This is a genomic window from Rahnella sp. PD4 (assembly GCF_049199325.1).
Lineage (GTDB): Bacteria > Pseudomonadota > Gammaproteobacteria > Enterobacterales > Enterobacteriaceae > Rahnella > Rahnella perminowiae.
This window is the reverse complement of record NZ_JBLZQF010000005.1, coordinates 185550-207519: the sequence shown is the minus strand read 5'-3', so window position 1 is coordinate 207519 and position 21970 is coordinate 185550. Positions and strand designations below refer to the sequence as shown.

The 21970-nt window shown below is 52.7% G+C and carries 19 protein-coding genes; 11 read left to right on the top strand and 8 right to left on the bottom strand.

Going from position 1 to position 21970, the window contains the following annotated elements; all coding sequences use genetic code 11:
• From hmsP to ACOZIO_RS14935, 3 genes are all read left to right on the top strand, one after another.
• Positions 1-1983: a biofilm formation regulator HmsP gene (gene hmsP / locus ACOZIO_RS14945; protein ID WP_129953934.1), complete on the top strand. Its 1983-nt coding sequence runs from the start codon at positions 1-3 to the stop codon at positions 1981-1983.
• Between the two features lie 235 nt (positions 1984-2218).
• Positions 2219-3502 carry a dicarboxylate/amino acid:cation symporter gene (locus ACOZIO_RS14940; protein ID WP_421595462.1) on the top strand — a complete coding sequence of 428 codons (1284 nt, stop codon included), beginning with the start codon at positions 2219-2221 and terminating at the stop codon, positions 3500-3502.
• 326 nt (positions 3503-3828) lie between these two features.
• Positions 3829-5340 carry a M16 family metallopeptidase gene (locus ACOZIO_RS14935; RefSeq protein WP_129953930.1) on the top strand — a complete coding sequence of 504 codons (1512 nt, stop codon included), beginning with the start codon at positions 3829-3831 and terminating at the stop codon, positions 5338-5340.
• Positions 5341-5957: 617 nt separating this feature from the next.
• On the opposite strand, the gene ACOZIO_RS14930 is transcribed toward ACOZIO_RS14935, so the two are convergent.
• Together ACOZIO_RS14930 and ACOZIO_RS14925 are read right to left on the bottom strand one after the other, a co-directional pair.
• Positions 5958-6896, bottom strand: a complete 939-nt coding sequence (locus ACOZIO_RS14930) for a sugar kinase (RefSeq protein ID WP_129953928.1) — start codon at positions 6894-6896, stop codon at positions 5958-5960.
• Positions 6897-7089: 193 nt separating this feature from the next.
• A complete protein-coding gene (locus ACOZIO_RS14925; RefSeq protein ID WP_129991508.1) occupies positions 7090-7293 on the bottom strand; it encodes a 2-hydroxymuconate tautomerase family protein in 204 nt (67 codons plus the stop codon).
• Positions 7294-7611: 318 nt separating this feature from the next.
• Here ACOZIO_RS14925 and pdeH point away from each other — a divergent pair, with 318 nt between their 5' ends.
• Positions 7612-8388, top strand: coding sequence for a cyclic-guanylate-specific phosphodiesterase (gene pdeH, locus ACOZIO_RS14920; protein WP_129953925.1), 777 nt, complete (start codon positions 7612-7614; stop codon positions 8386-8388).
• 210 nt (positions 8389-8598) lie between these two features.
• On the top strand, positions 8599-10653 hold the full coding sequence (locus ACOZIO_RS14915) for an AsmA family protein (RefSeq protein WP_421595461.1): 2055 nt from the start codon (positions 8599-8601) through the stop codon (positions 10651-10653).
• Positions 10654-10703: 50 nt separating this feature from the next.
• On the opposite strand, the gene ACOZIO_RS14910 is transcribed toward ACOZIO_RS14915, so the two are convergent.
• From ACOZIO_RS14910 to ACOZIO_RS14895, 4 genes are all read right to left on the bottom strand, one after another.
• Positions 10704-11474, bottom strand: coding sequence for a CDP-diacylglycerol diphosphatase (locus ACOZIO_RS14910; protein ID WP_129991505.1), 771 nt, complete (start codon positions 11472-11474; stop codon positions 10704-10706).
• Positions 11475-11533: 59 nt separating this feature from the next.
• Complete coding sequence (locus ACOZIO_RS14905) at positions 11534-12856, bottom strand: MFS transporter (protein ID WP_129953919.1); 1323 nt, start codon at positions 12854-12856, stop codon at positions 11534-11536.
• 287 nt (positions 12857-13143) lie between these two features.
• Positions 13144-14283, bottom strand: a complete 1140-nt coding sequence (yhjD, locus tag ACOZIO_RS14900; RefSeq protein WP_266059525.1) for an inner membrane protein YhjD — start codon at positions 14281-14283, stop codon at positions 13144-13146.
• 84 nt (positions 14284-14367) lie between these two features.
• Complete coding sequence (locus tag ACOZIO_RS14895) at positions 14368-15267, bottom strand: LysR family transcriptional regulator (protein ID WP_205952661.1); 900 nt, start codon at positions 15265-15267, stop codon at positions 14368-14370.
• Between the two features lie 125 nt (positions 15268-15392).
• Between ACOZIO_RS14895 and ACOZIO_RS14890 the strand changes: the two genes are divergently transcribed.
• Positions 15393-16151 (top strand): SDR family NAD(P)-dependent oxidoreductase, encoded by a 759-nt coding sequence (locus ACOZIO_RS14890; protein WP_217220192.1) that lies wholly within the window; start codon positions 15393-15395, stop codon positions 16149-16151.
• Between the two features lie 3 nt (positions 16152-16154).
• Here ACOZIO_RS14890 and ACOZIO_RS14885 read toward each other — a convergent pair whose 3' ends face one another.
• Positions 16155-16901, bottom strand: coding sequence for a flagellar brake protein (locus tag ACOZIO_RS14885; protein WP_129953911.1), 747 nt, complete (start codon positions 16899-16901; stop codon positions 16155-16157).
• Between the two features lie 331 nt (positions 16902-17232).
• Here ACOZIO_RS14885 and ACOZIO_RS14880 point away from each other — a divergent pair, with 331 nt between their 5' ends.
• The 5 genes from ACOZIO_RS14880 (at position 17233) to ACOZIO_RS14860 (ending at position 21638) form a co-directional block, all read left to right on the top strand.
• A complete protein-coding gene (locus ACOZIO_RS14880) occupies positions 17233-17811 on the top strand; it encodes a cytochrome b (RefSeq protein WP_129953910.1) in 579 nt (192 codons plus the stop codon).
• Positions 17812-17842: 31 nt separating this feature from the next.
• Positions 17843-18385: a tetratricopeptide repeat protein gene (locus tag ACOZIO_RS14875; RefSeq protein ID WP_421595459.1), complete on the top strand. Its 543-nt coding sequence runs from the start codon at positions 17843-17845 to the stop codon at positions 18383-18385.
• Between the two features lie 80 nt (positions 18386-18465).
• Positions 18466-18921, top strand: a complete 456-nt coding sequence (locus tag ACOZIO_RS14870) for a sigma-70 family RNA polymerase sigma factor (RefSeq protein WP_235173521.1) — start codon at positions 18466-18468, stop codon at positions 18919-18921.
• Positions 18918-19694 carry an anti-sigma factor family protein gene (locus ACOZIO_RS14865; RefSeq protein WP_421595457.1) on the top strand — a complete coding sequence of 259 codons (777 nt, stop codon included), beginning with the start codon at positions 18918-18920 and terminating at the stop codon, positions 19692-19694. Before ACOZIO_RS14870 ends, ACOZIO_RS14865 begins: the two co-directional genes overlap by 4 nt.
• A gap of 303 nt (positions 19695-19997) precedes the next feature.
• Positions 19998-21638 carry a malate:quinone oxidoreductase gene (locus ACOZIO_RS14860; RefSeq protein WP_129953903.1) on the top strand — a complete coding sequence of 547 codons (1641 nt, stop codon included), beginning with the start codon at positions 19998-20000 and terminating at the stop codon, positions 21636-21638.
• Positions 21639-21685: 47 nt separating this feature from the next.
• Here ACOZIO_RS14860 and ACOZIO_RS14855 read toward each other — a convergent pair whose 3' ends face one another.
• Positions 21686-21964: a hypothetical protein gene (locus ACOZIO_RS14855; RefSeq protein ID WP_266059519.1), complete on the bottom strand. Its 279-nt coding sequence runs from the start codon at positions 21962-21964 to the stop codon at positions 21686-21688.
• Between the last annotated feature and the right edge of the window lie 6 nt (positions 21965-21970).

Here is a 21970-nt window from a genome sequence, read left to right as displayed (position 1 = left end):
TTGCGGGTCAGGCGTTCATTAACGATTAAACAGATGGCGGCTGTGTCGAGCATTGCGGCCATCACCATTTGTATTTTTATCGTCATCCAGCTGTTCCACTTTGTACAGCAGCGGAGGGATGATTACGCCCAGCAACTTGAAAATATTGCACATTCTGTCCGTGTTCCGCTTTCGCAAGCCGTGCTGGACGTTGATCTGGAAGAAACGCAGGACATTCTGAATACGCTGCAACCCGTGGGCATTCTGAGCCGCGCTGACGTCGTGATGCCAAACCAGATCGCCGCGCTGCATACGCATTTCCCCCCCGGCCGGCCGGTACCACAATGGGTGACCCGGGGTTTCAATCTGCCAGTGACGATCTCCGTTCCTCTCTATTCTGCGGCTGCCAGCCCTAAAGCTCCCAAGCCTCTGGCTTATCTGGTGCTTCAGGCTGATTCCTATCGCATGTATCAGTTTATCGTCAGCGCACTCTCGACCATGCTGACGACGTACCTGCTGCTGGCGCTGATCCTGACCATTTCGTTGAGCTGGGTTATCAACCGTTTGATTGTCAAACCGCTTCGCGCAATTGCCAGTGAGCTGGAAGCCCTGCCCGAAAGTGAAGTGCCATATCATCAGCTGACCTTGCCGCAACATCACGAAGACGATGAAATCGGCATGTTGGTGCGCAGCTACAACCGCAACCAACAGCAGCGGGAGAAGCCTCAAGACCAGGCCACTAATGCCTGGCTGCCTTCACAAAATATGCTCATCAATGAAGAACAGTTTATGCAGCACCTGCAACACCGCCTGCATTCTGCCGAGCCGGAAAAAGGGTTTCACTTGCTGTTAATCGGCATTGAAAGCTTGCGTGACGACGGCCATGTTGATTGCCCGCTGGTCTGTTCCATCATGGAAGCGTTGCCCGAGAACAGCCTGCTGGCACGTCTGAGTTACAACGAATTTGCCTTGCTGGCGGGAGATATTCCCCGGCCCTTTATGGCGATGCGCCTGGCGCGGAAAATCATGGAACGCATCAATGCACCCCAGGAAAGTCATGCTGGCAATATGTCGCTGCACCCGACCGGCAGCATTGGCATCGTGCAATACACCGGCGAATTCCCGGTCAGTGCGCAGCAACTGATGGTGAACGGTCGTGCGGCCAGAGTCTCGGCCTATCAGCAGGGGAAAAACCAAATCCTGTTCTTCGAACCGGAACTGACCGCAAAAATTCAGAAACGCTTATTGCAGGAAAACGAAATCCTGCATGCGATGGAACAAAATGATTTCACGTTGTTTATACAGCCGCAGGTGAATATGGAAACCGGCGCGGTGGTCGGGGCGGAAGCCCTGCTGCGCCGTAAAATGGCTGACGGGAGTTACGGGCTGGAAAGTGATTTTATTGTGCTGGCCGAAGAAATTGGCGTTATGAGTTTGCTCGGGTACAAAATTCTTGAGCTGGGCTGCCAGATCCTGGCGGACTGGCAGCAACGGGGTATTCTCCTGCCACTGTCAGTGAATCTCTCCGGCGCTCAGGTACAGCAGCGTAACTTCCTGCCGGAGCTGCGCAGCCTGCTGAGCCGCTACAAAATTAACCCGGGACAGCTGGTGCTGGAAATTACGGAAACGGCCCGCATTGACGATCTTGACCGCGCGCTGGTGTTGCTCAGCGAACTTCGCGCCGTGGGTGTTTCCATAGAGCTTGATGATTTTGGTCTGGGTTATTCCGGGCTTGAATACCTCAGCAGGCTGCGTACGTTGCCTATTGATGTGATCAAAATTGACCGCAGCTTCGTCAGCGTTCTGCCGCAGGATGAGGTAATGGTGAATATAGTGGCCTCGATTGGCCGCGCCATGAATATTCAACTGGTCGCTGAAGGCGTAGAAACTGAGGAGCAGCGTCAGTGGCTACTTAAGGAAAATATCCGGCTCGGGCAAGGGTATTTATTTTCAGCGCCACTTTCCAAAACTGACTTTGAACGGAAATTCTGCCCGCTTTCCTGACCGGTACAACGGACAGGAAAATCTCTTTCTGTCCGGCATTTCTCCCGCCTGATGATTTTTTTACTTACATTAGTTCCTGCTGAATGCTTTCCGCTCCGGTTTTTCATGAACCGTGATTGCAGAGGGAAACGAAATATTTCCATCATGTTGTGCGTGTGTTATTTCCCTGCTGCCGCTCATTACCTTTGACCTTACAAAAACAGAAGGCGGCGCATTCACTTCAGGATGGGTATTCATGACAAAATCACTCTTCAGAAGCCTGTATTTTCAGGTGCTTTTAGCCATTACCGTCGGTGTTCTTCTGGGGCATTTCTACCCTGAGCTGGGTGCTCAAATGAAACCACTTGGTGATGGTTTTGTTAAATTAATCAAGATGATCATCGCGCCGGTGATCTTCTGTACCGTTGTCACGGGTATTGCGGGCATGGAAAGCATGAAAGCGGTCGGCCGTACCGGGGCGATTGCGCTGCTGTACTTTGAAATTGTCAGTACGCTTGCGCTGATCATCGGGCTGGTGATTGTTAATATCGTTCAGCCGGGTGCCGGAATGAACGTAGATCCTGCTGCGCTGGATGCTAAAGCCGTGGCGGTTTACGCCGAGCAGGCGCAAAGCCAGGGCATCATTCCGTTCCTTCTCGACGTGATCCCTTCCAGTGTGATTGGCGCGTTCGCCAGCGGGAACATTCTTCAGGTCCTGTTGTTTGCTGTCTTGTTTGGCTTTGCATTGCACCGTCTGGGTCACAAAGGGCAGTTGATTTTCAATGTGATCGAGAGTTTCTCGCAGGTTATTTTCGGCATCATCAATATGATCATGCGTCTCGCACCGATTGGTGCATTCGGGGCCATGGCGTTCACCATCGGTAAATACGGTGTCGGTTCGCTGGTGCAACTGGGGCAACTGATCCTGTGTTTCTACCTGACCTGTGTTCTGTTCGTGGTGGTGGTGCTCGGTCTTATCGCGCGCTTCAACGGTTTCAGCATCTTTAAGTTTGTGAATTACATTAAAGAAGAACTGTTGATCGTGCTGGGCACTTCATCTTCCGAATCCGCGCTGCCACGCATGCTGGATAAAATGGAGCGTCTGGGTTGTAAAAAATCAGTGGTCGGGCTGGTGATCCCAACCGGCTATTCCTTCAATCTGGACGGTACTTCGATTTATCTGACGATGGCCGCCGTATTCATCGCGCAGGCAACCAATACACATATGGATATCTGGCATCAGATCACCCTGATTGTGGTACTGCTGTTGTCTTCAAAAGGGGCGGCAGGTGTGACAGGCAGCGGATTCATCGTGCTCGCGGCCACGCTGTCTGCGGTGGGGCATTTACCGGTGGCGGGACTGGCACTGATTCTCGGCATTGACCGTTTCATGTCCGAAGCGCGTGCGCTGACCAACCTGGTCGGTAACGGCGTGGCCACCATCGTGGTGGCTAAATGGTGTGATCAGCTGGACGAAGGGCAGTTAAAAGCGACGTTAAACGGCCAGAAAGGTCTGACAGAAGCCGAGAAGTCCGCCTGAAATTTCTGAGAAATGATGGCTGTATGGCAGAAAATAGTGAGAAAGCTGTGTAAAAACGCATTTATTTAGCCCCAATCCTGCCTAATATCCACCGGTTACTTGATGTAACCGGTGGATTATCTTCATAATATGTCCCTCAAACGCCTCACAGGGCGTTATTTCCCATAATATTTTTGCGGGCTGCGTGACATTGCGAAAAATGCGCGGTCTAACGAAGGGCTGTATTTTCTGTCCTTAAACTTACGCATTCAATTCCTGTGGGCCAGTCGACTGACACCGGCAGGACAGTATATTGAAAATTGGATTGTCATTACGTAGGGGTTCACATGCAGGGCACCAAAATCCGTTTACTCATTGGTGGATTGTTGCTGGCAACAGCCGCAAGTCATGTGCAAGCTGAAGCATTACAACCAGATCCGGCCTGGCAGCAGGGGAAACTGGACAATGGATTTACCTGGCAGTTGCTGACTACACCGCAACGCCCGAGCGATCGCATTGAATTACGCCTGGTGGTTCGCACCGGCTCGCTGGCTGAATCAGCCCAGCAAACGGGCTACGCCCATTTCCTTCCCCGTCTTGCGCTGATGCACAGTGAAGGTTTCAGCACGGCTCAGCTCCAGTCTCTGTGGCAGCAAAGCATTAATCCGCAGCGGCCATTGCCGCCGGCTGTCAGTTCTTATGATTTCACGATGTACAATCTGAGCCTGCCAAATAACCGCCCTGATCTTCTTAAAGATGCGCTGAACTGGCTGGCAAATACGGCCGGTAAAATGACTGTCACACCGGCGCTGATCAGTGCAGCCCGGCAGCAATCGGAAGATCCGGTAGGTTCACTGCCACAAAATACGCAGGATGCCTGGTGGCGTGCACGTATGGCCGGCTCGACGCTGGTCGGCCACAATCCCCACCAGTTGCCCACTAAACCCGTCAATATCGATGCATTAATCAAATTTTATCATCAGTGGTATACACCGGATGCGATGACCTTATTTGTGGTCGGTAATGTTGACAGCCGTGGCCTGAGTGAACAAATTAACCGGACGTTTTCATCACTGAAAGGCAGTCGCCAGACTCCGCAGACGTTGCCGACGCTGTCTGAAGTCACAACCAAATCTATGACTGTCATGGATGAAAATCTGACTCAGGATCGTGTCTCATTAATGTGGGATAACGCCTGGCAGCCCATTCAGGATTCTCAGGCCATTGCCGCCTACTGGCGCAGTGATTTGGCCCGCGAAGCGCTGTTCTGGCATTTGCAGCAGCAGCTGAAAAGTGCGTTTGAAACCAAAAAAGACGTACCGGCAGCGGGGCTGGGTTTCGACTGCAATGTGCAATACCAGCGCGCCCAGTGTGCCATCCGCATCGACGCACCGCAGGCTAAGCTGGCGGAGCTGTTTAAACGTCTGGCAGAAGAACTTCTGGTCGTTCGCGATAAAGGCATTTCTCAGGCTGAATTTGACGCCCTGATTGCTCAGAAAAACGATCAGCTGAGCAAACTGTTCGCGACTTACGCCCGTACCGATACCGATGTGCTGATGAGCCAGCGTTTGCGCTCCCAGCAAAACGGCGTGGTGGATATCGCCCCGGAACAGTATCAGCAGTTGCGTCAGCAGTTCCTTTCCACACTAACCCTGCCGGTGCTGAACCAGGAACTGAAGCAACAGCTTTCCCGTGACCCGGCGTTATTAGTGGCGCAGCCAAAAGGGGAACCGGAGATGAATGCAGCTGAACTGCGGGCTGTGTATGACAAAGTGATGGCCCCGGCGGAGACCTCTCCGGCGGCGGAGGCACCTGCTGCGGATGTGCCGGCGGCATCCGCTGCGACGAGTGCGCAATAAGGGAGAATCCCTTATTTATTCCCGGTTGGGATGGGTGAAAGTTTCGGTTTCTTAAGTGCAGTGATCACTTATCGTGCTGCGCCGAAACCGCCCAAAAGGGGCCATGACGGGCCCCTCTTGGATCTCCCACGTCTTTTTACTGCGCGCTATCGCAGGCACGACGAACATGTTCTGTTACTTAAGCGAGTGGCGCAAAATGTCATCGCTGCGCGATTCCCGAATTTCGGGTTTCGAGCCATAGGTCTCGAACCGTTCATTCGGTGCCATTTTTGAGTACGCCAATCCACTTTTCTAAAAGATAAACATCAGCTTGCTATTGAATTTAAGATCGTGCGGGCGATTCAGAAATCTTGCTGAACGGAGCGGCTTCGAGACCTATGGCTCGAAGACCGAGAGAAGGAACCGCAGAGCGGCAAGATTTCCAGCCTGTCACTGCGGTTGCTGAAACATAGCCAGCAAGCGGTAGCGCGGAGTAAAAAAGCGAGGAGAGATTAAAGAGAGGAAAAGCACTTTCCTCTCTTTATCGGTTTCGGCGCAGCGAGTTAAGTGAGCGCAGCACTTAAGAAACCGAAACTTTCACCGTCTTACGACCCAGCCCCACTGCAAGTGAAAAACCCTTATGCCCGGTCTGGCATAAACTCCCTCGGGATGATCGCCCCGCGATGCTGAATTACTGTACTCGCAGTCTCATGCCCGCGCACTGCCGCTTCTGCCGCGCTGCCGCCGGTGAGTCTGACCGCCAGATATCCGGCGCTAAAGGAATCGCCTGCTGCCGTCGTATCGATAACTTTCTCTTTCGGTAATTTCACCGCTGGCACATCATGCAGTTCGCCTTCAGCGCTGGAGACGATGCAACTGTCGGCACCGCGTTTGACGACCACTTCGCTGACGCCCAGCGCATGAGTGCGCGCAATCACCTCATCGTACGGCTTCTGGCCCCATAACATATCTTCGTCATCAAGGGTCAGGAAGGCAATATCGGTGCAGGAAAGCATGGCGTTATACGCGGCCTGCGTTTGGTCTTTGCTGGCCCACAGGCGCGGACGGTAATTGTTATCGAAAATCACTTTACCGCCGCGTGAACGGCAGGCTTTCAGCAAAGTCATCAGACGGTCGCGGCTTTCATCGCTGAGGATCGCCAGGCTGATGCCGCTCAGATACAGATAATCGAATTCTGCCAGTTTCTGACAAATCTCTTCGGATTGGGGGCTGTCGAGCCAGTAGCGTGCAGCCGCATCATTGCGCCAGTAATAGAAGGTGCGTTCGCCGGTGCTGTCCGTTTCAATCACATACAAGCCAGGTAACTTGTTTTCAAGGCGCTGGGTCAGGTCAGTGTGTACCCCTTCCTGCTGCCATGCCTGTAACATCTCATTGCTGAAACTGTCATTGCCGAGCGCCGTGACGTAATGCACTTTCAGCGCATCAGGGGAAACCTGGCGGGAAATATAAACAGACGTGTTCAGCGTGTCGCCACCAAAACCGCGGTGTAGCGCATCGCCTTTCTGAGATAATTCGATCATGCATTCGCCGATAACGGCAATGTTTTTGCTGGTCATTGTACCTGGCCTATGTCTGAAGCATTAAAACGAAAGGAAAGAAAAGACGGTCATTATTACGCTCTAGTCTCTTCATAAGAATGCGGTCAGTCAAACAAATTAAAACAAGGTTTTATTTTTTGTAAGCGGCGGGCAAAAAAAGGCAGTAAAACGAAGGGAAAAGTGGAAGCGACAGCACTTCCACCTGAAGCCGTTACTTATTTTCCAGACGCAGTTCGGTCACCGGACGGCCACCCAGGCCCCAGTTATCGGTATCGACCTCGTCAATGATGACTGTGGTCGTCGCAGGATTTTTGCCCAGTGTATCCACCAGTAATTGCGTCACTCCGGCGATCAGCGCTTTCTTCTGTTCGGCCGTCGCACCCTCGCGGGTGATTTTGATATTAACGTAAGGCATTGTTTCTCCGGATTGTGAATGAGCGTTAATGAAATGTTTCAGCGCTCCCACTGTAGAACGTGCGTAAAAGAACTTCCAGTCAGGCTTTTGACGCATTCAGCACACAGATTGCAGGGGAGCGCAGAGTGATTAAAGTTTCTCCGCGCAGCGCCGATAGATAACCCTACTAAAGAAAGCCAGGAAATCAGGCTACTTTGCCTCCATGAAACACAGTGTGCTGCGAACACACGTTGTTGACATGAATTACATTGTAGTCACGCAACATAGGTTGCCGCACGTCCCTGATGATCTGACTCTTATTCATGACGGCAGAAAAATATGATAACTAAGATGATGTTAGGGCTGATTACGCCTTCTTTTACCGCGATAGAGCGCGTAAAAGCACAGTCTTACTGGCGTCAGTGTCAGAGAGTGTACCGTTTTCAGCCCATTTATCGCACGACCGGAAAGCTGTTAGGAATTGAATTACTGACTGGGGTATTTCACCCTGCGGACCCGCACAAATTTATTTCACCGGAAGAATATTTTGTCGCGATTGCGGTGGGTAAACGCCTGCAAATCGTGCAGGAACAACTTGATCTGTTGCAGCGCTGTCAGCATCTGTTCATCGAACACGAATTACTGGCGTCGATTAACGTCGATGGTCAGGTCCTGGAAATGCTGCAAACAGATTCGGCGCTGCGCACACAAATCAGCGCGATGCCGTATGTGCGTTTTGAACTGGTTGAAAGCGCCGAAAATGCGCTGAGTATTCCGCTGTCGCAAATCGAGCAATCTGACCGGCTATGGCTCGATGACTTCGGTCAGGGTATCGCTAACTTCTCCTCCTTCACCACATGGCATTACGAATACATCAAAATCGCCCGTGATCTGTTTATTTTGCTTGGGCAGAGTGAGGAGGGATCCCGGCTATTTTACACGCTGGTGACGCTGATGAACCGCTACAGCAAAGGCGTGATTATTGAAGGGGTTGAAACGGCTTCGGAATGGGCAATGGTCTGCAATTCTGATGCGCTGGCTGCACAAGGTTATTATCTGGCACGTCCCACCGTTTTCGATAATCTGAATAATCTGCCTATACATTTTAAAGGATAATGGATCACACCTGACCTGCTGAGGCGAACTCTCAACGTTGCCGGTGAGGCGTTGTGGTGTGATACATCTCCATTTCATTGATTTCCAAAACCTTACTCTCCGCCTTCCTGTCTGTGAGCCCCCTTTGCGGATGCCGTTCCCGGCAAGTTGTTGAGAATTCTACTATAGTTAAACTCCGGAATTCGTTAACTGTCTGAAAGGAACAGATTTATGACGCGCACAGGTAAAGTGATTTCCTGGGTGGTGGGTGTGATTATCATTTTGTTGATTGCTATCGTAATTTTCATTGCGACATTCAACTGGAACCGCCTCAAACCGACCATTAATCAAAAAGTCAGCACCGAACTGAACCGTGCATTCGCGATCCGCGGTGATTTAGGCGTGGACTGGTCGCGTCAGAAAGACGAAGCGGGGTGGCGCGCGTGGGTGCCCTGGCCGCACATTCATGCTGAAGATATCGTACTCGGCAACCCTTCCGACGTGCAAACCGGTGAAAAAGATGCGCAGATGGTGAAACTCGCCCGCGTTGACGCCAGCATTGCGCCACTCGCCTTATTGCATAAAGAAGTGCTGATCCCGCGTATCTGGCTGAAGCAGCCTGATGCTTCGTTGCTGCGTCTGGATAATGGCAAAAATAACTGGACGTTCAATCTCGCCAACAGCGATACCCAGGATCCGGCACAGCCGCCGTCAGCCTGGTCATTTACGATCAATGATATCGTGTTTGATCGCGGGCAAATCGACTATAAAGACGCGAAACTGAAAGCCGATTTCCGCGCCGTGATTGATCCGCTGGGTAAACCGCTGCCGTTCACGGAAGTGGTCGGTGATAAGAAAGATGCACCAAAAACCAAAACCCCGCCTTACGTATTTGGCTGGAAAGTTGACGGTAAATACAACGGCGAATCGCTTTCCGGCAGCGGCAAAATCGGTGGCATGCTGGCGATGAAAGACCCGGATGCGCTGTTCCCGTTGCAGGCAGATGTGCGTTCCGGGAATACGCGGGTGGCTGTCGCGGGGACATTGCAGGATCCGATGAATCTTGGCGGCCTGGATTTACGCCTGAAATTCTCCGGCCAGACGCTGTCTGATTTGTATGGTCTGACCGGCGTGCTGCTGCCGCAAACACCGCCGTATTCTACAGACGGCCATTTATCGGCGACGTTGCATGATAAAGACGGCGCAGTTTACCGTTATCAGAACTTTAACGGCAAAATCGGTGACAGCGATATTCACGGCTCACTGACTTATCAGGCCAGCAAACCGCGGCCTGAACTGACCGGTGAGGTCGCTTCAAAACAGCTGCGCTTTGCTGATCTGGCTCCGCTGATTGGTGCCGATTCCAACACAGATAAAGCTAAGCGTGGTGAAACCACCCGTCAGCCTGCCGACAAAGTGTTGCCGGTAGAGAAATTCGATACCAAAAGCTGGCGTGTGATGGACGCTGATGTGAAATTCAGCGCCAAACGCATCGAGCACGGTGAGTCCCTGCCGCTGAGCGATTTAAGCACCCATCTGAAACTGAATGACGGTGTGATCCTGCTTGACCCGCTACGTTTCGGTGTGGCTGGCGGTAATCTGAATTCCACTATCCGCCTCGAAGGTGACAAATCACCGATGCAGGCGCGCGCCGATATCCATGCCCGTAAGCTGAAGCTCAAACAACTGCTGCCACGCGTACAGTCGATGGAGCGCAGTCTGGGCGACCTGAACGGTGACGCCACGCTGACCGGTACGGGTAACTCCGTTGCCGCGCTGCTCGGTACCAGTGACGGCGACATGAAAATCCTCATCAATGACGGCGTAATTAGCCGTGGTCTGATGGAACTGGCGGGGCTGAATGTCGGTAACTATGTGGTAAGCAAACTGTTCGGTGATGACGAGGTGGCCATCAACTGTGCGGCCGCCAACGTCAATGTGAGGAACGGCGTGGTCACGCCACGGCTGTTTGTGTTCGATACCGAGAATGCGGTGATCAACATTACCGGCAACACCAATATGGCGACCGAACGACTGGATCTGTCGGTCAACCCGGAAAGTAAGGGGGTGCGTGTCCTGACCTTACGTTCACCGCTGTATGTTCGCGGCACCTATAAAAATCCGGATGCGGGAGTGAAACCGGGGCCGCTGATTGCCCGCGGTGCTGCGGCTGTCGCGCTCGGTGCTGTTGTTGCACCCGCCGCCGCGTTGCTGGCGCTGATCTCTCCAAGCGATAACGAAGAAAACCAGTGTGGCCCGATCTTGCAGCAGATGAAACAGAAGTAATCGTGTTGGATTAACGCCTCCCCTGCGAAGGGGGAGGCCGGGAGGAGGTTTTAAGGCTGAGGCAGCGGATCCAGTACTGCACATTTGTGGTCCTGGATTTCTTCGGCGGAGGCATTATTGAGTTTGAGTAAGTCACGCTCACTGGCCAGCAGCAGGAAATCGCCGCCCGGCAAACTGACCATCGCCATACCGAAGTGACCCATTTTTTTCTGTGCGTCCGGTACGCCCTCCGCCAGAAGACGGAATGCACCTTTCTCATTCAGTTCGGCCTGCGTGACTTTACGCGCCAGATAGGTGTGGCCAAGCAGCTTATCGGGCAATTCCTGCCAGTTATATCCCATCTGCCCGCCATCTTTACTCAGCGTGGTTTTCACCTGCGGTAAAAGACATGAAATATGGATGTGCAGCTGGTTCTGCGAACGTCCGTATTGCGAGTTAATCGCCAGCGAAACATTGCTGTCATCAATCGGTTTACCGTATTTATCCGCCATAAAATGCCGCGCATTCCATGCCTGACTGAAAAAGTTCGGCGTTGACGGTTCGAGCAGTGCGGGGCTTTCCATACCGGTGATGCGCGCACTGGGCATCAGCAAATATTGCAGCGGGCCGTTCAGATCTTTGAGCACCACAAACCCTTGTTGTTCATCCACCTGTGCGCAGGGAGCGGGCTTTCCGCTGCCGCGCTGATTAGGCACGCATTTCGTACTGATGATGTTCCACAGGGCGTTCGGATTGGAGGAGTGAGGCCAGAAATACCAGAAGGCCGCGGCAATAACGATTAGCAGGATCAGGACGGGCAGGATAAATCGACGCAAGCGCATAAGAAACCTTCGCAGAAGGCACCGTGCCGGGCGCAAACCGGGCACGGTGTCCGGGTCAGTTACAATGACTGATGGGCGGTCTCTTTGGACAACAGCAGTGCGATCAGCGTCAGCGTTGCCATTGAAGCCAGATAAACGCCCACATAGAACAATCCGTAATGGGTTGCCAGCCAGGTGGCGATGTACGGCGCAACGGACGCGCCCAGTATCGAAGACACATTATAGGAGAAGGATGCGCCGGTATAGCGAACTTCTGTCGGGAACAGTTCCGGCAGCAGCGCGCCCATCGGACCGAAAGTCAGCCCCATCACCATGAAACCACACAGCAGGAATACCATCACCAGCGCCTGAGAGCCCGCACCCAGAATGGTCGGGAAGCACAGAGCGAAGACAATCATCAGCAGCGTAATACAAATCATGGTTTTGCGACGGCCAAACTTATCTGCCAGCTGACCGGCAACCGGCACCATGACACCGAAACCGACCACGCCGATCATCAGCATCAGCAGGAATTCATTACGCGCAATACCCAGACCCACCGGCTTGGCTGCTGTGCCGTAACCCAGTGAGTACACGGTCATGATGTAAAACAGCGTGTAAGTGGCGACCATGATAAAGGTGCCGAGAATCGTCGCTTTTTTGTATCGGGTAAACAGTGTACCGATCGGCACCTTGACCTGTTTCCCGGCTTTGGCGATTTTGGCGAACACCGGCGTTTCGTGCAGGGAAACACGCACATACAGACCGACGATAACCAGCACTGCCGAAAGCAGGAACGGCACACGCCAGCCCCAGGAAATAAACTGTTCGTCAGTCAGCAGCCAGGACAGCAGCAGGAACATGCCGTTTGCGAAGAAGAAACCAATCGGCGCGCCAAGCTGCGGGAAAGAACCGTACAGCGCACGTTTCTTCGCCGGTGCATTTTCAGTCGCGAGCAGCGCCGCGCCGCCCCATTCACCGCCCAGCCCCAGACCCTGGCCAAAACGCGCCAGCGCCAGCAGCATGGGTGCAAATACGCCAATTGTGGCGTAAGTCGGCAGAAGGCCGATCACCACGGTGGAAACGCCCATTGTCAGCAAAGAAGCCACCAGCGTGACTTTACGCCCGACGCGGTCGCCGAAGTGGCCGAACAGCGCAGAGCCGATTGGCCGGGCGATAAAGGCGATGGCGAAGGTGGCAAGAGACTGTAGCGTGGCGGCAGTCGGGTCACCCTGCGGGAAGAAAATATGCGGAAAAACAATCACCGCAGCGGTGGCATAGATATAAAAGTCGAAGAATTCAATGGCCGTACCGATAAGCGATGCCACGATGACTTTGCTGCGGGAGTTCTGACTCACCAATTGCGCGTCAGCTTCTAATTCTGGAGTGATAGTGGCTTGCATAAGTGTTTCTTATTTGTAATGAGTGGGAGGGATCTAATGTAAAAAAATGTATATCGAAAAGGCATCTTATGCAGAGCGTGGCGGTATTTCAACGCAGCGGAAGCAGGGAAATAAAGCGTTTAAAGCGCGATCGGGGGATTATTTTATCCGGGCAGGATTTCGCCAGTCATAAGTTTGATGAATGGATAAAAGTCAGAGTAACTGACTGCAAAACCGCGAAATAAAAGTGCGGCCCTCAGTCAGTTATTCTGGTTTTCAGGGCAGTGCGCAGGATTGTTTGGTGTTATTCACTGCTTTTCTACTTTGTTATCAGCATTAACTCCGGTTATATGCATTTCGTCTGGCATGATGAGGTTGTCTGGCGTGTATTCACTGTCGTTTCCGGTCGATTTTTGGTTTGCGTCTGCGGCTTTTGGCTTACGATCCGCTACCGGCGCGTCATCCTTGTATTTCGCCGTCGCTATCCACGCGGCGACGAATAACGTCAGCCGGGCGAAGAAATAAAAGAAAGCCATCAGGCCGATTACGGAACCAAAGGCTGCACCGGAAGGCGAGGTTGCCAGCTTTGGCAGCGTCATGGTCATCACAAATTTAATCACCTCAAAACCTATCGCCGCCAGCAATGTTCCGCGCAGCAGGGCTTTTTTACGGGGTTTATGGCGCGGAAGCATCCAGAAAATCCACAAAAAAAGCAGATAGTTGGCAGCAACGGAAATCACCAGCGTGATGCTGGTCATGACAGGACGAAGCCAGTCGATACCCCCCAGCCCCAGCGCATCGACAATGGTTTTTTGCGCCGCCCCGGCGATTGAGGTCAGCGACAGCGTGATAATCAGCGCCAGCACCAGTCCGGTCAGTGAAATAAAATCGCGCAGATAGCGGCGGTAAATTTTCTCCTGATCCTGCGGGTTACGTTCCCAGACATCGCGCGACTGGGCACGGATCGCCTCGCGCAGATTACCCATCCAGCTTACGCCGGAGTAAAGCGCAATCAGTAAACCGGATAATCCTACGGCGGTACGCTGCTGGATGGCGGTATTCACTGTGCTTTTCAGCGTATTTGCCAGATTCGGGTCGCTGATGCTGTTGACGATTTTGTTGATCAGTTCTGCCAGTAAATCAGGATTGGAGGCCAGCACAAACCCGACTGCGGCGAAGGACACCATCAGTATCGGGATCAGTGACAGAAAGGAGAAATAGGTGATGGCCGCGCCAAACTGGCTGCCAAGGCGATCATTAAAGCGTTCCGTGGCACGCACTAGATGTGCCACCCATCCCCAGGACTGAATGCGTTCCACCAGCCGCGAGAAACGGCCAATGTTTTTATCCACCGCCTGATTACCGGTTTTGATGTTGATCAGCGGGGTCGGTTTTGCCTGCGTTTCGGTTTTTTGCGTGGAAACTTTTTGTTTGGAAAGATTGGGCATTGATCCATGTTGTCCTTAAAAGTGCATCCGCCTTTAAGTATAGACGCCTGAGCGGCTCAGGGGTCGGGGCGGTGGTTTAACCGCTCAGGCAATGAACGTTTGGGTGATGTCGGTCAGCCAGTCCATAAACACTTTGACGCGGCGTGACAAATTCAGGCGGTGCGGATAAACCAGCGTCACTGGCATCGGCGGCGCGCGAAATTGCGGCAAAATGCTCACCAGCTGCCCTCCTGCCAGTGCGTCTCGCACGCTAATCAGCGGCACCTGAATGATACCCAAACCGTTAATACAGGCGCTGGCGTAGGTTTCGGTGCTGTTAACCGTGACGGCACCGCCGCTTTTGACTGTTCTTACCTGTTTGCCGTCGAGATATTCAAAGACCGACGTATGGCTGCCGAGGATTTGTTCATAATGCACCATGGCGTGCTGCGCCAGCTGGTCAGGATGATCCGGCGTACCATAGCGGCGCAGATAACCCGGGCTGGCGCAGTTAATCATGCTGAGATGTCCGAGCGGACGCGCAATCAACCCGGAATCCTTCAGGGTGCCGGAGCGGATCACACAGTCGAACCCTTCACGCACCACATCCACGCGGTGATCGGTGCAGCTCAGTTCAATTTCCAGTGCCGGATAGCGGTTAAGAAACTCCGCCAGACGCGGTAACACCAGATGCGTCGCCATTCCGGTAGTCATATCGACCCGCAACCGTCCGCTGACACTGGCCGGATTCGACTGAAACATCGATTCCAGTTCATCCATGCTGGCCAGCAACTCTTTGCAGCGCTGATAAAACACCTGGCCGTCCTGCGTCAGTTGCACACGGCGCGTTGAACGGTGTAGCAAACGTGCAGACATCCGCGTTTCCAGTTGCTGCACCAGCCGCGACACGCTGCCCTTTGGCAATCCCAGACTTTCTGCCGCGCGGGTAAAATTACTCAGCTCAGCGACACGCACGAAAACCTGCATTGATTGAATTTTATCCACATCTTGTCCGATTGTTGTTGAAAATGAGACAGTGAAATTCATTATGAACCATTTATCACTCTCCGGTAATCCAATAGGCTGTATTTCATCCGATGCAACAGAAGCAAAATTGAATGAGGCCTGTTATGAACCGTAAAATCGCTATAGTGACCGGCGCAAGTCGTGGTTTAGGTAAGAATGCCGTTGAAAAACTGACAAAAAAGGGCATTGACGTGATTCTGACTTACCACCATCAGGCCGGTGCTGCCCGGGAAGTGGTGGCATCTGTCGAAGCGCAGGGGGGAAAAGCTGTGGCGTTGCAGCTCAATACCGGCGAGTCCGGCAGTTTTGATGCGTTCGCTGCGGAAATCAAAACCCAATTGCAACAGGTCTGGCAACGCGACACTTTTGATTTTCTGGTCAACAATGCCGGTGTCGGTTTACATGAGGCGTTTGCCGATACCACGGAAGCACAATTTGATCTGATGATGAATGTCCATCTTAAAGGGCCGTTCTTCCTGACCCAAAAGCTGTTACCGCTGATGGCCGACGGTGGACGCATTCTGAATATTTCCAGCGGACTGGCGCGTTTTGCCCTGCCAGGTTCATCGGCCTACGCCATGATGAAAGGCGCCATCGAAGTGCTGACCCGCTATCAGGCAAAAGAACTCGGCGCGCGGGGCATCACTGCTAATGTGCTGGCGCCTGGCGCAATTGAAACGGATTTCAGTAATGGTATGGTGCGGGACAATCCGGATGTGAACAAACTGGTTGCCGGCAACACTGCGCTGGGCCGGGCCGGATTGCCGGACGATATTGGTGATATGGTGGCGCTGATGCTCAGTGATGAAGCTGGCTGGATGACCGCCCAGCGCGTCGAGGCTTCAGGCGGTATGTTTATCTAAACGTTAATCGTGCTGGAAACGCTTTGCTTTCATATGTTGCTGTTTTTCCAGCTCGAAAATCGCCCGTTGCAGGTCGCGTTCCTGTGCGGGCGATAAATGCGGAAACCTGAAACTCAGTCGTTGCGATGTCACGGTTTCGCCTTTGTTGCTCACTGTCTTACGCACCATCGCGCCGAGATACTGCAAATCCAATGTGAAGGTTCCCAGTTCCGCTAACTGAATCAGCGAATCTTTCAACATTGACCCTTCGGTGATTTCCGGTGGCGTTGCTCCTTCAATTTCCAGCCCCAGCCCGCCTAGTGAAATATCACGCACGCGATAAGCAAACTCAGAAGTATCAGGCAGTGTTCCGCTGCACCGGTAATCCGGTATCCACGGCACACTCACGCGGAAATATTCACGACGCTGAATAAAATACAACACCGGGGGAATATCGCAGGTAAATGTCGGTAAACCTTCGTAGCTGACCTGGCGGGCTTTGCTGCAGGAAAACTCAACCTTGGCCCCGGCCGGTTCCGCAACAAACGTCAGTGTGTCGGCCTCAGCGGCCAGATTGTTCTCGTAATCTGAGCTGCCCAGATCGAACAGGAACTGATGATTGTCAGCATCAACATCCAGAATCTTACTGATAAATTGCCCGCGTGAATGGCTGACCATGACCAGGGTCTGGTTCTTCTTTAAGTCACGCAGAACGGACAAGATTGCCAGCGTGTTCCGCTTCGCAAACGATTCTTTCGACACTTCGCTCACCTGACACACCTCATAAGAAATAAATGCAAAATTATGGCGCAGCCGTTGCCATACAGGGCACCTGCTACGGATTATCGGCGGCTCAGAACAAAACTTTATCCGCTAATAACGGATATTTTTATGGATCAAAAAGTGAAATTACAGCGCCGGGCAGGCCATTTTCCCCCCCTGACTTTATATAGGCTATCTTTTCATGTGCTGACGTGTATTTTTTCCTTAGCTTTTTTATCACTCAATACATAACAGGGGAAAATTATTTTTCCCGCCTAACCGAATAGAAACCGGTGCTCAGGTGTTTACTTTATATCGAACACTTACGGGCACGGTTTTTATGCAAACTCCATCTTCTGTTCTCCGCAACCGTTACGACGGGCTGACGATTTTGCTGCACTGGCTGACGGCACTGGCCGTGATTTTTCTGTTTGCCAGCGCACATATCTGGGAAGTCCTCGATCACGGGACACCGCTGCGTAAAGGGCTGCAATCCGTGCATATTTCGGTGGGGATTCTGCTGGCGGCCATTATCACCGGGCGTCTGCTGTGGCGGTTATTCACAGTCAGCACCGGACGCAGTAAACAGCAACCCGTCGCCATGCCCGCGCTGATGAAAGCCGCCGCACATCTGACCCATCTGGCGCTCTATTTATTGCTGATCACGCAGATCATTCTGGGCTTTTTATTTCGCTGGTCGCAGGCTGAACCCTTCTATTTCTTCGGTTTATTCCCGATCCCGGACGTATTTAATTTTGACAGCATAATGACCCGAACCTTTGGCTCATTACATAACAATGTGGCCTGGGCACTGATTATTATTGCGGGCGTGCATGCGCTGGCGGCACTTTTCCATCATTACGTTCTTCGCGACGGCATTCTGCGCCGCATGTTACCGGGCAGCCAGGGCCGCCCGTAAGTCATCAGTTCATTCTCTACAGGACATCATTATGAAGACAAAAACGGTAATGCAGGCGTTGTCAGTTGTGTGTCTGGCGGGCAATCTGCTGTTTTTCAGCGTGGCAGCGAATGCAATGGGGGATGATTCCGACGCTAAAAAAACGCCGGATTGCCCGAAGGGGCAAATCTACGACAGCAAAACCAAAAGCTGCATGGTGGATAAAGGCAGCATGATCTCCGATCAGGATAAAACCCAGTACGCCTATCATCTGGCGAAAACCGGCCGTTATCAGGAAGCGCTGACGGTGCTGGATACGCTCAAAGATCAGAACACCAAAGAGGCCTGGAACTATCGTGGTTACGCCACGCGTAAACTCGGGCGTACCGACGAAGGCATCAGCTACTATCATAAGTCGATTGCCCTTGACGCGCATTACGCCAAAGTCCGGGAATATCTCGGCGAGGCTTATATGATTAAAGGGCGTCCTGATCTCGCCAAAGCCCAGCTGGCGACCATCAAAGGCTTGTGCGGAACCGGCTGCGAAGAATATCGCGATCTGAGCGCAGCCATCGCCGGCCATCCGGAATCCTGATCACGGAGAAACGATAAATCTCACCGGCAGACTTACGTTCTGAACTGAGCCAGTGCCTGTCACGTCTGTGGCGCTACGCGATGGTGTTGTCGCGCAAGCACGATGTGGCAGACGATCTGGTGCAATCCACCTGCGTGCGGGCGCTGGAACGCTGCGCGCAGGTTAAGGACAGTACCGGCACGGACCGCTGGCTCTTTTCTATACTGCACTCCATATGGGTGAATGAACTCAGGGCGCAGCACGTCCGTCAGGGACAGGGTTTTGCCGATGTCAGCGAAACGGAAACCCCCGCTGATACGCTGTCTTTCGAAGAGCGTCACTGGCACACGCAGGTGATGCAGCGGGTGAACCGCCTGCCTGAAGCCCAGCGCAATGCGGTATTTCTGGTGTATGTCGAAGGTTTCACCTATCAGGAGGCGGCGATGACGCTGTCTGTGCCCGCCGGTACTATCATGAGCCGTCTGGCGACCGCGCGGCTGACGCTGGCAAAAGACGCAGACCTCGCCACTCAACCGCAGCAGGGAGAGAAAAAATGACCCGTGAAATCGCGCCTGCGCCTTATGCTGATGAAGTTCTGGTTGCCTATCTCGATAACCAGCTCAGTGAATCTCAGCGCGCGAAGTTTGACGCACAGCTGAGCCAGGATGACGTGCTGACGCGGCGGCTGGCACAGATGTCACGCAGCAATTTACCGTTCCACGATGCGTTTGGCGCGATGTTGCAGGAAGCGCCGGTCGGGAAATTGCAGGCCGCACTCGATGCGATCCCTGACGCACGGGGTACCGGTTCGCCTGGATTAAGCCGCCGCGCATTGCTTGCGGCGTCGTTAAGTTTTCTGGCTGTCGGGCTGCTGGCCGGACGCTACTCCACACTTTTTACTTCTGAGGATAACTGGCGGACGCGCGTGGCGGATTATATGTCGCTGTATACCGCGCAGACGCTGGCCGATGTTTATGATTCTGCCGGGCAACAAAAAATACAGCTCGCGCGGGTGCAAAACACCTTAGGGATCCCGCTGAGCCCTGCGGCGCTGGCGGTGCAGGGCGCGGATCTTAAAGATGCCCGTATGCTGCATTATGACGATGATGATATTGCGCAAATTACCTATCTTGACGCGCGTTACGGCCCGATGGCGTTGTGTATTACGCGCAGCAAAAGCGTTGAAAATACGTCATTGCAGCGTGAAATACGCCGGGGTATGAACGTGGTTTACTGGCGTACTGCCGGTTACAACTTCATGCTGATCGGCCACAGCCCGGCAACGACTCTGGCCGCGCATGCCGCAGCTTTACAGGCGAATCTGGTGTGAGTAATTTCGTCACGTCACTAACTTATGTAATTATTTAAAGTATTAAACTATTTTTAATGCACGTAACGACAATGTTAAATTGTTTACGAAATCTCAATAATATGAGTATTCGGCAACATTTATGTGGTTGATTTGTCGTTTTTAGCCGCGGTTTTCGTTACTCCCCATTATTGTCCTTTCATCATTTGTGGAAATAATCGTTTATTTCCCACCGCAACGGGTTGTTGATTTCGTTTATCCAGGGGAAATCTGGATAGCTTTCACCTGCAAAATTAAAACTAAACATTCAGAGAAACAGACGTCATGAGAAAGATACTCGCCATGATCCTCTGCCTTAACGTGGTTGCTTTCAGCCAGTCAGCGTTCGCAGAAGATGAAAAGCCCGTTGATGTGTTACTGATCGGCGGCGGCATTATGAGCGCGACGCTGGGGACATACCTTCAGGAATTAGAACCAGACTGGTCAGTCGACATGGTGGAGCGCCTGGACGGCGTGGCGCTGGAAAGCTCGAATGGCTGGAACAATGCCGGTACCGGTCACTCTGCACTGGCAGAAATGAACTACACGCCGGAAAAAGCTGACGGCAGCATCGATATCTCCAAAGCGGTTGAAATTAACGAATCCTTCCAGATTTCCCGTCAGTTCTGGACCTATCAGGTTGAGAACGGCGTGTTACACAACCCGCGTTCTTTCATCAACAGCACGCCGCACATGAGTTTTGTCTGGGGCGACGACAACATCAACTTCCTGCGTAAACGTTTTGCCGCGCTGCAACAAAGCACGCTGTTCCGTGGCATGGAATATTCAGAAGACCCGGCGCAAATCAAGCAGTGGATCCCGCTGGTAATGGAAGGACGTGACCCGGCACAGAAAGTGGCGGCGACCCGTATCCCGATCGGCACTGACGTGAACTTCGGTGAAATCACCCGTCAGCTGGTGGCCTCATTACAGAAGAAACCTAACTTCTCCCTGAGCCTCGGCCATGAAGTCCGCGATATTAAACGTAACCCGGATAACACCTGGAACGTAACCGTTGCCGATCTGAAAAACGGTGATAAAGAAAGTGTCATCAAAGCGAAGTTTGTCTTTATCGGTGCAGGCGGCGCATCCCTGACACTGCTGCAAAAATCCGGTATTCCTGAAGCGGATAACTACGGCGGTTTCCCGGTAGGCGGCGAGTTCCTGGTGACCGAAAACCCGGACGTGGTGAAACGCCACCTGGCAAAAGTGTACGGTAAAGCGTCAGTTGGCTCCCCGCCGATGTCCGTTCCGCATCTTGATACCCGTATTCTGGACGGCAAACAGGTTCTGTTGTTCGGGCCTTTCGCCACCTTCTCCAGCAAGTTCCTGAAAAACGGTTCCCTGTGGGATCTGTTCGGCAGCGTGAACTTCTCCAATATCATGCCGATGACCCATGTGGGCATCGACAACTTTGATCTGGTGAAATATCTGGTCAGTCAGGTGATGCTCTCCGACGATGACCGTTTCGATGCATTGCGTGAATATTTCCCGGATGCGAAGAAAGAAGACTGGCGTCTGTGGGAAGCCGGTCAGCGCGTGCAGATCATCAAAAAAGATGAGAAAGAAGGCGGCGTTCTGCGTCTTGGCACCGAAGTGGTCAGCTCGAAAGACGGCAGCATTACCGCGCTGCTGGGCGCTTCGCCGGGCGCATCTACTGCAGCACCGATCATGTTGCACCTGATGGAAAAAGTGTTTAAAGACAAAGTTGCCACCCCGGAATGGCAGGCCAAGCTGAAGCAAATCATCCCGTCTTATGGCACCGAACTGAACGGCAACGTGGCGGCGACCGAGAAAGAACTGGGCGACACCAGCCGCGTTCTGATGCTCGACAATCCGCAACCGAAAGCTGCAGAGCCGGCACCGGCTGCGGATGCTTCTGCACCGAAGAAAGAACAAAAAGTGGTGGCTGACGTCGCGCTTTAAGCCGTATCGTCACTCCACCCTTCAAAGGCGCGGGCAACCGCGCCTTTTTAACATCTCGCTTTCCCCACAAAACCCGATTTAGCACGAATAGCGCGTTCTTTGACCGTCTGAAAGCCCCCCGGAATGACCTTGCCAATCCCCTTCAAATCCAGCTGTGATGCGGCCTGAAGCGCTATCCGACATCCCGTTTGCCTGTTTTTTTGAAACGTTAAATCCTTTTTTAATTTTTGTAGTGATAATGTTATATTCTTAGTCATGATTTGAAAAAATGAAGTTTCAGTAACGATCCCGCGTGTTTTTTTGCTAATTTCTTGTTCGATAGTCACAACAAC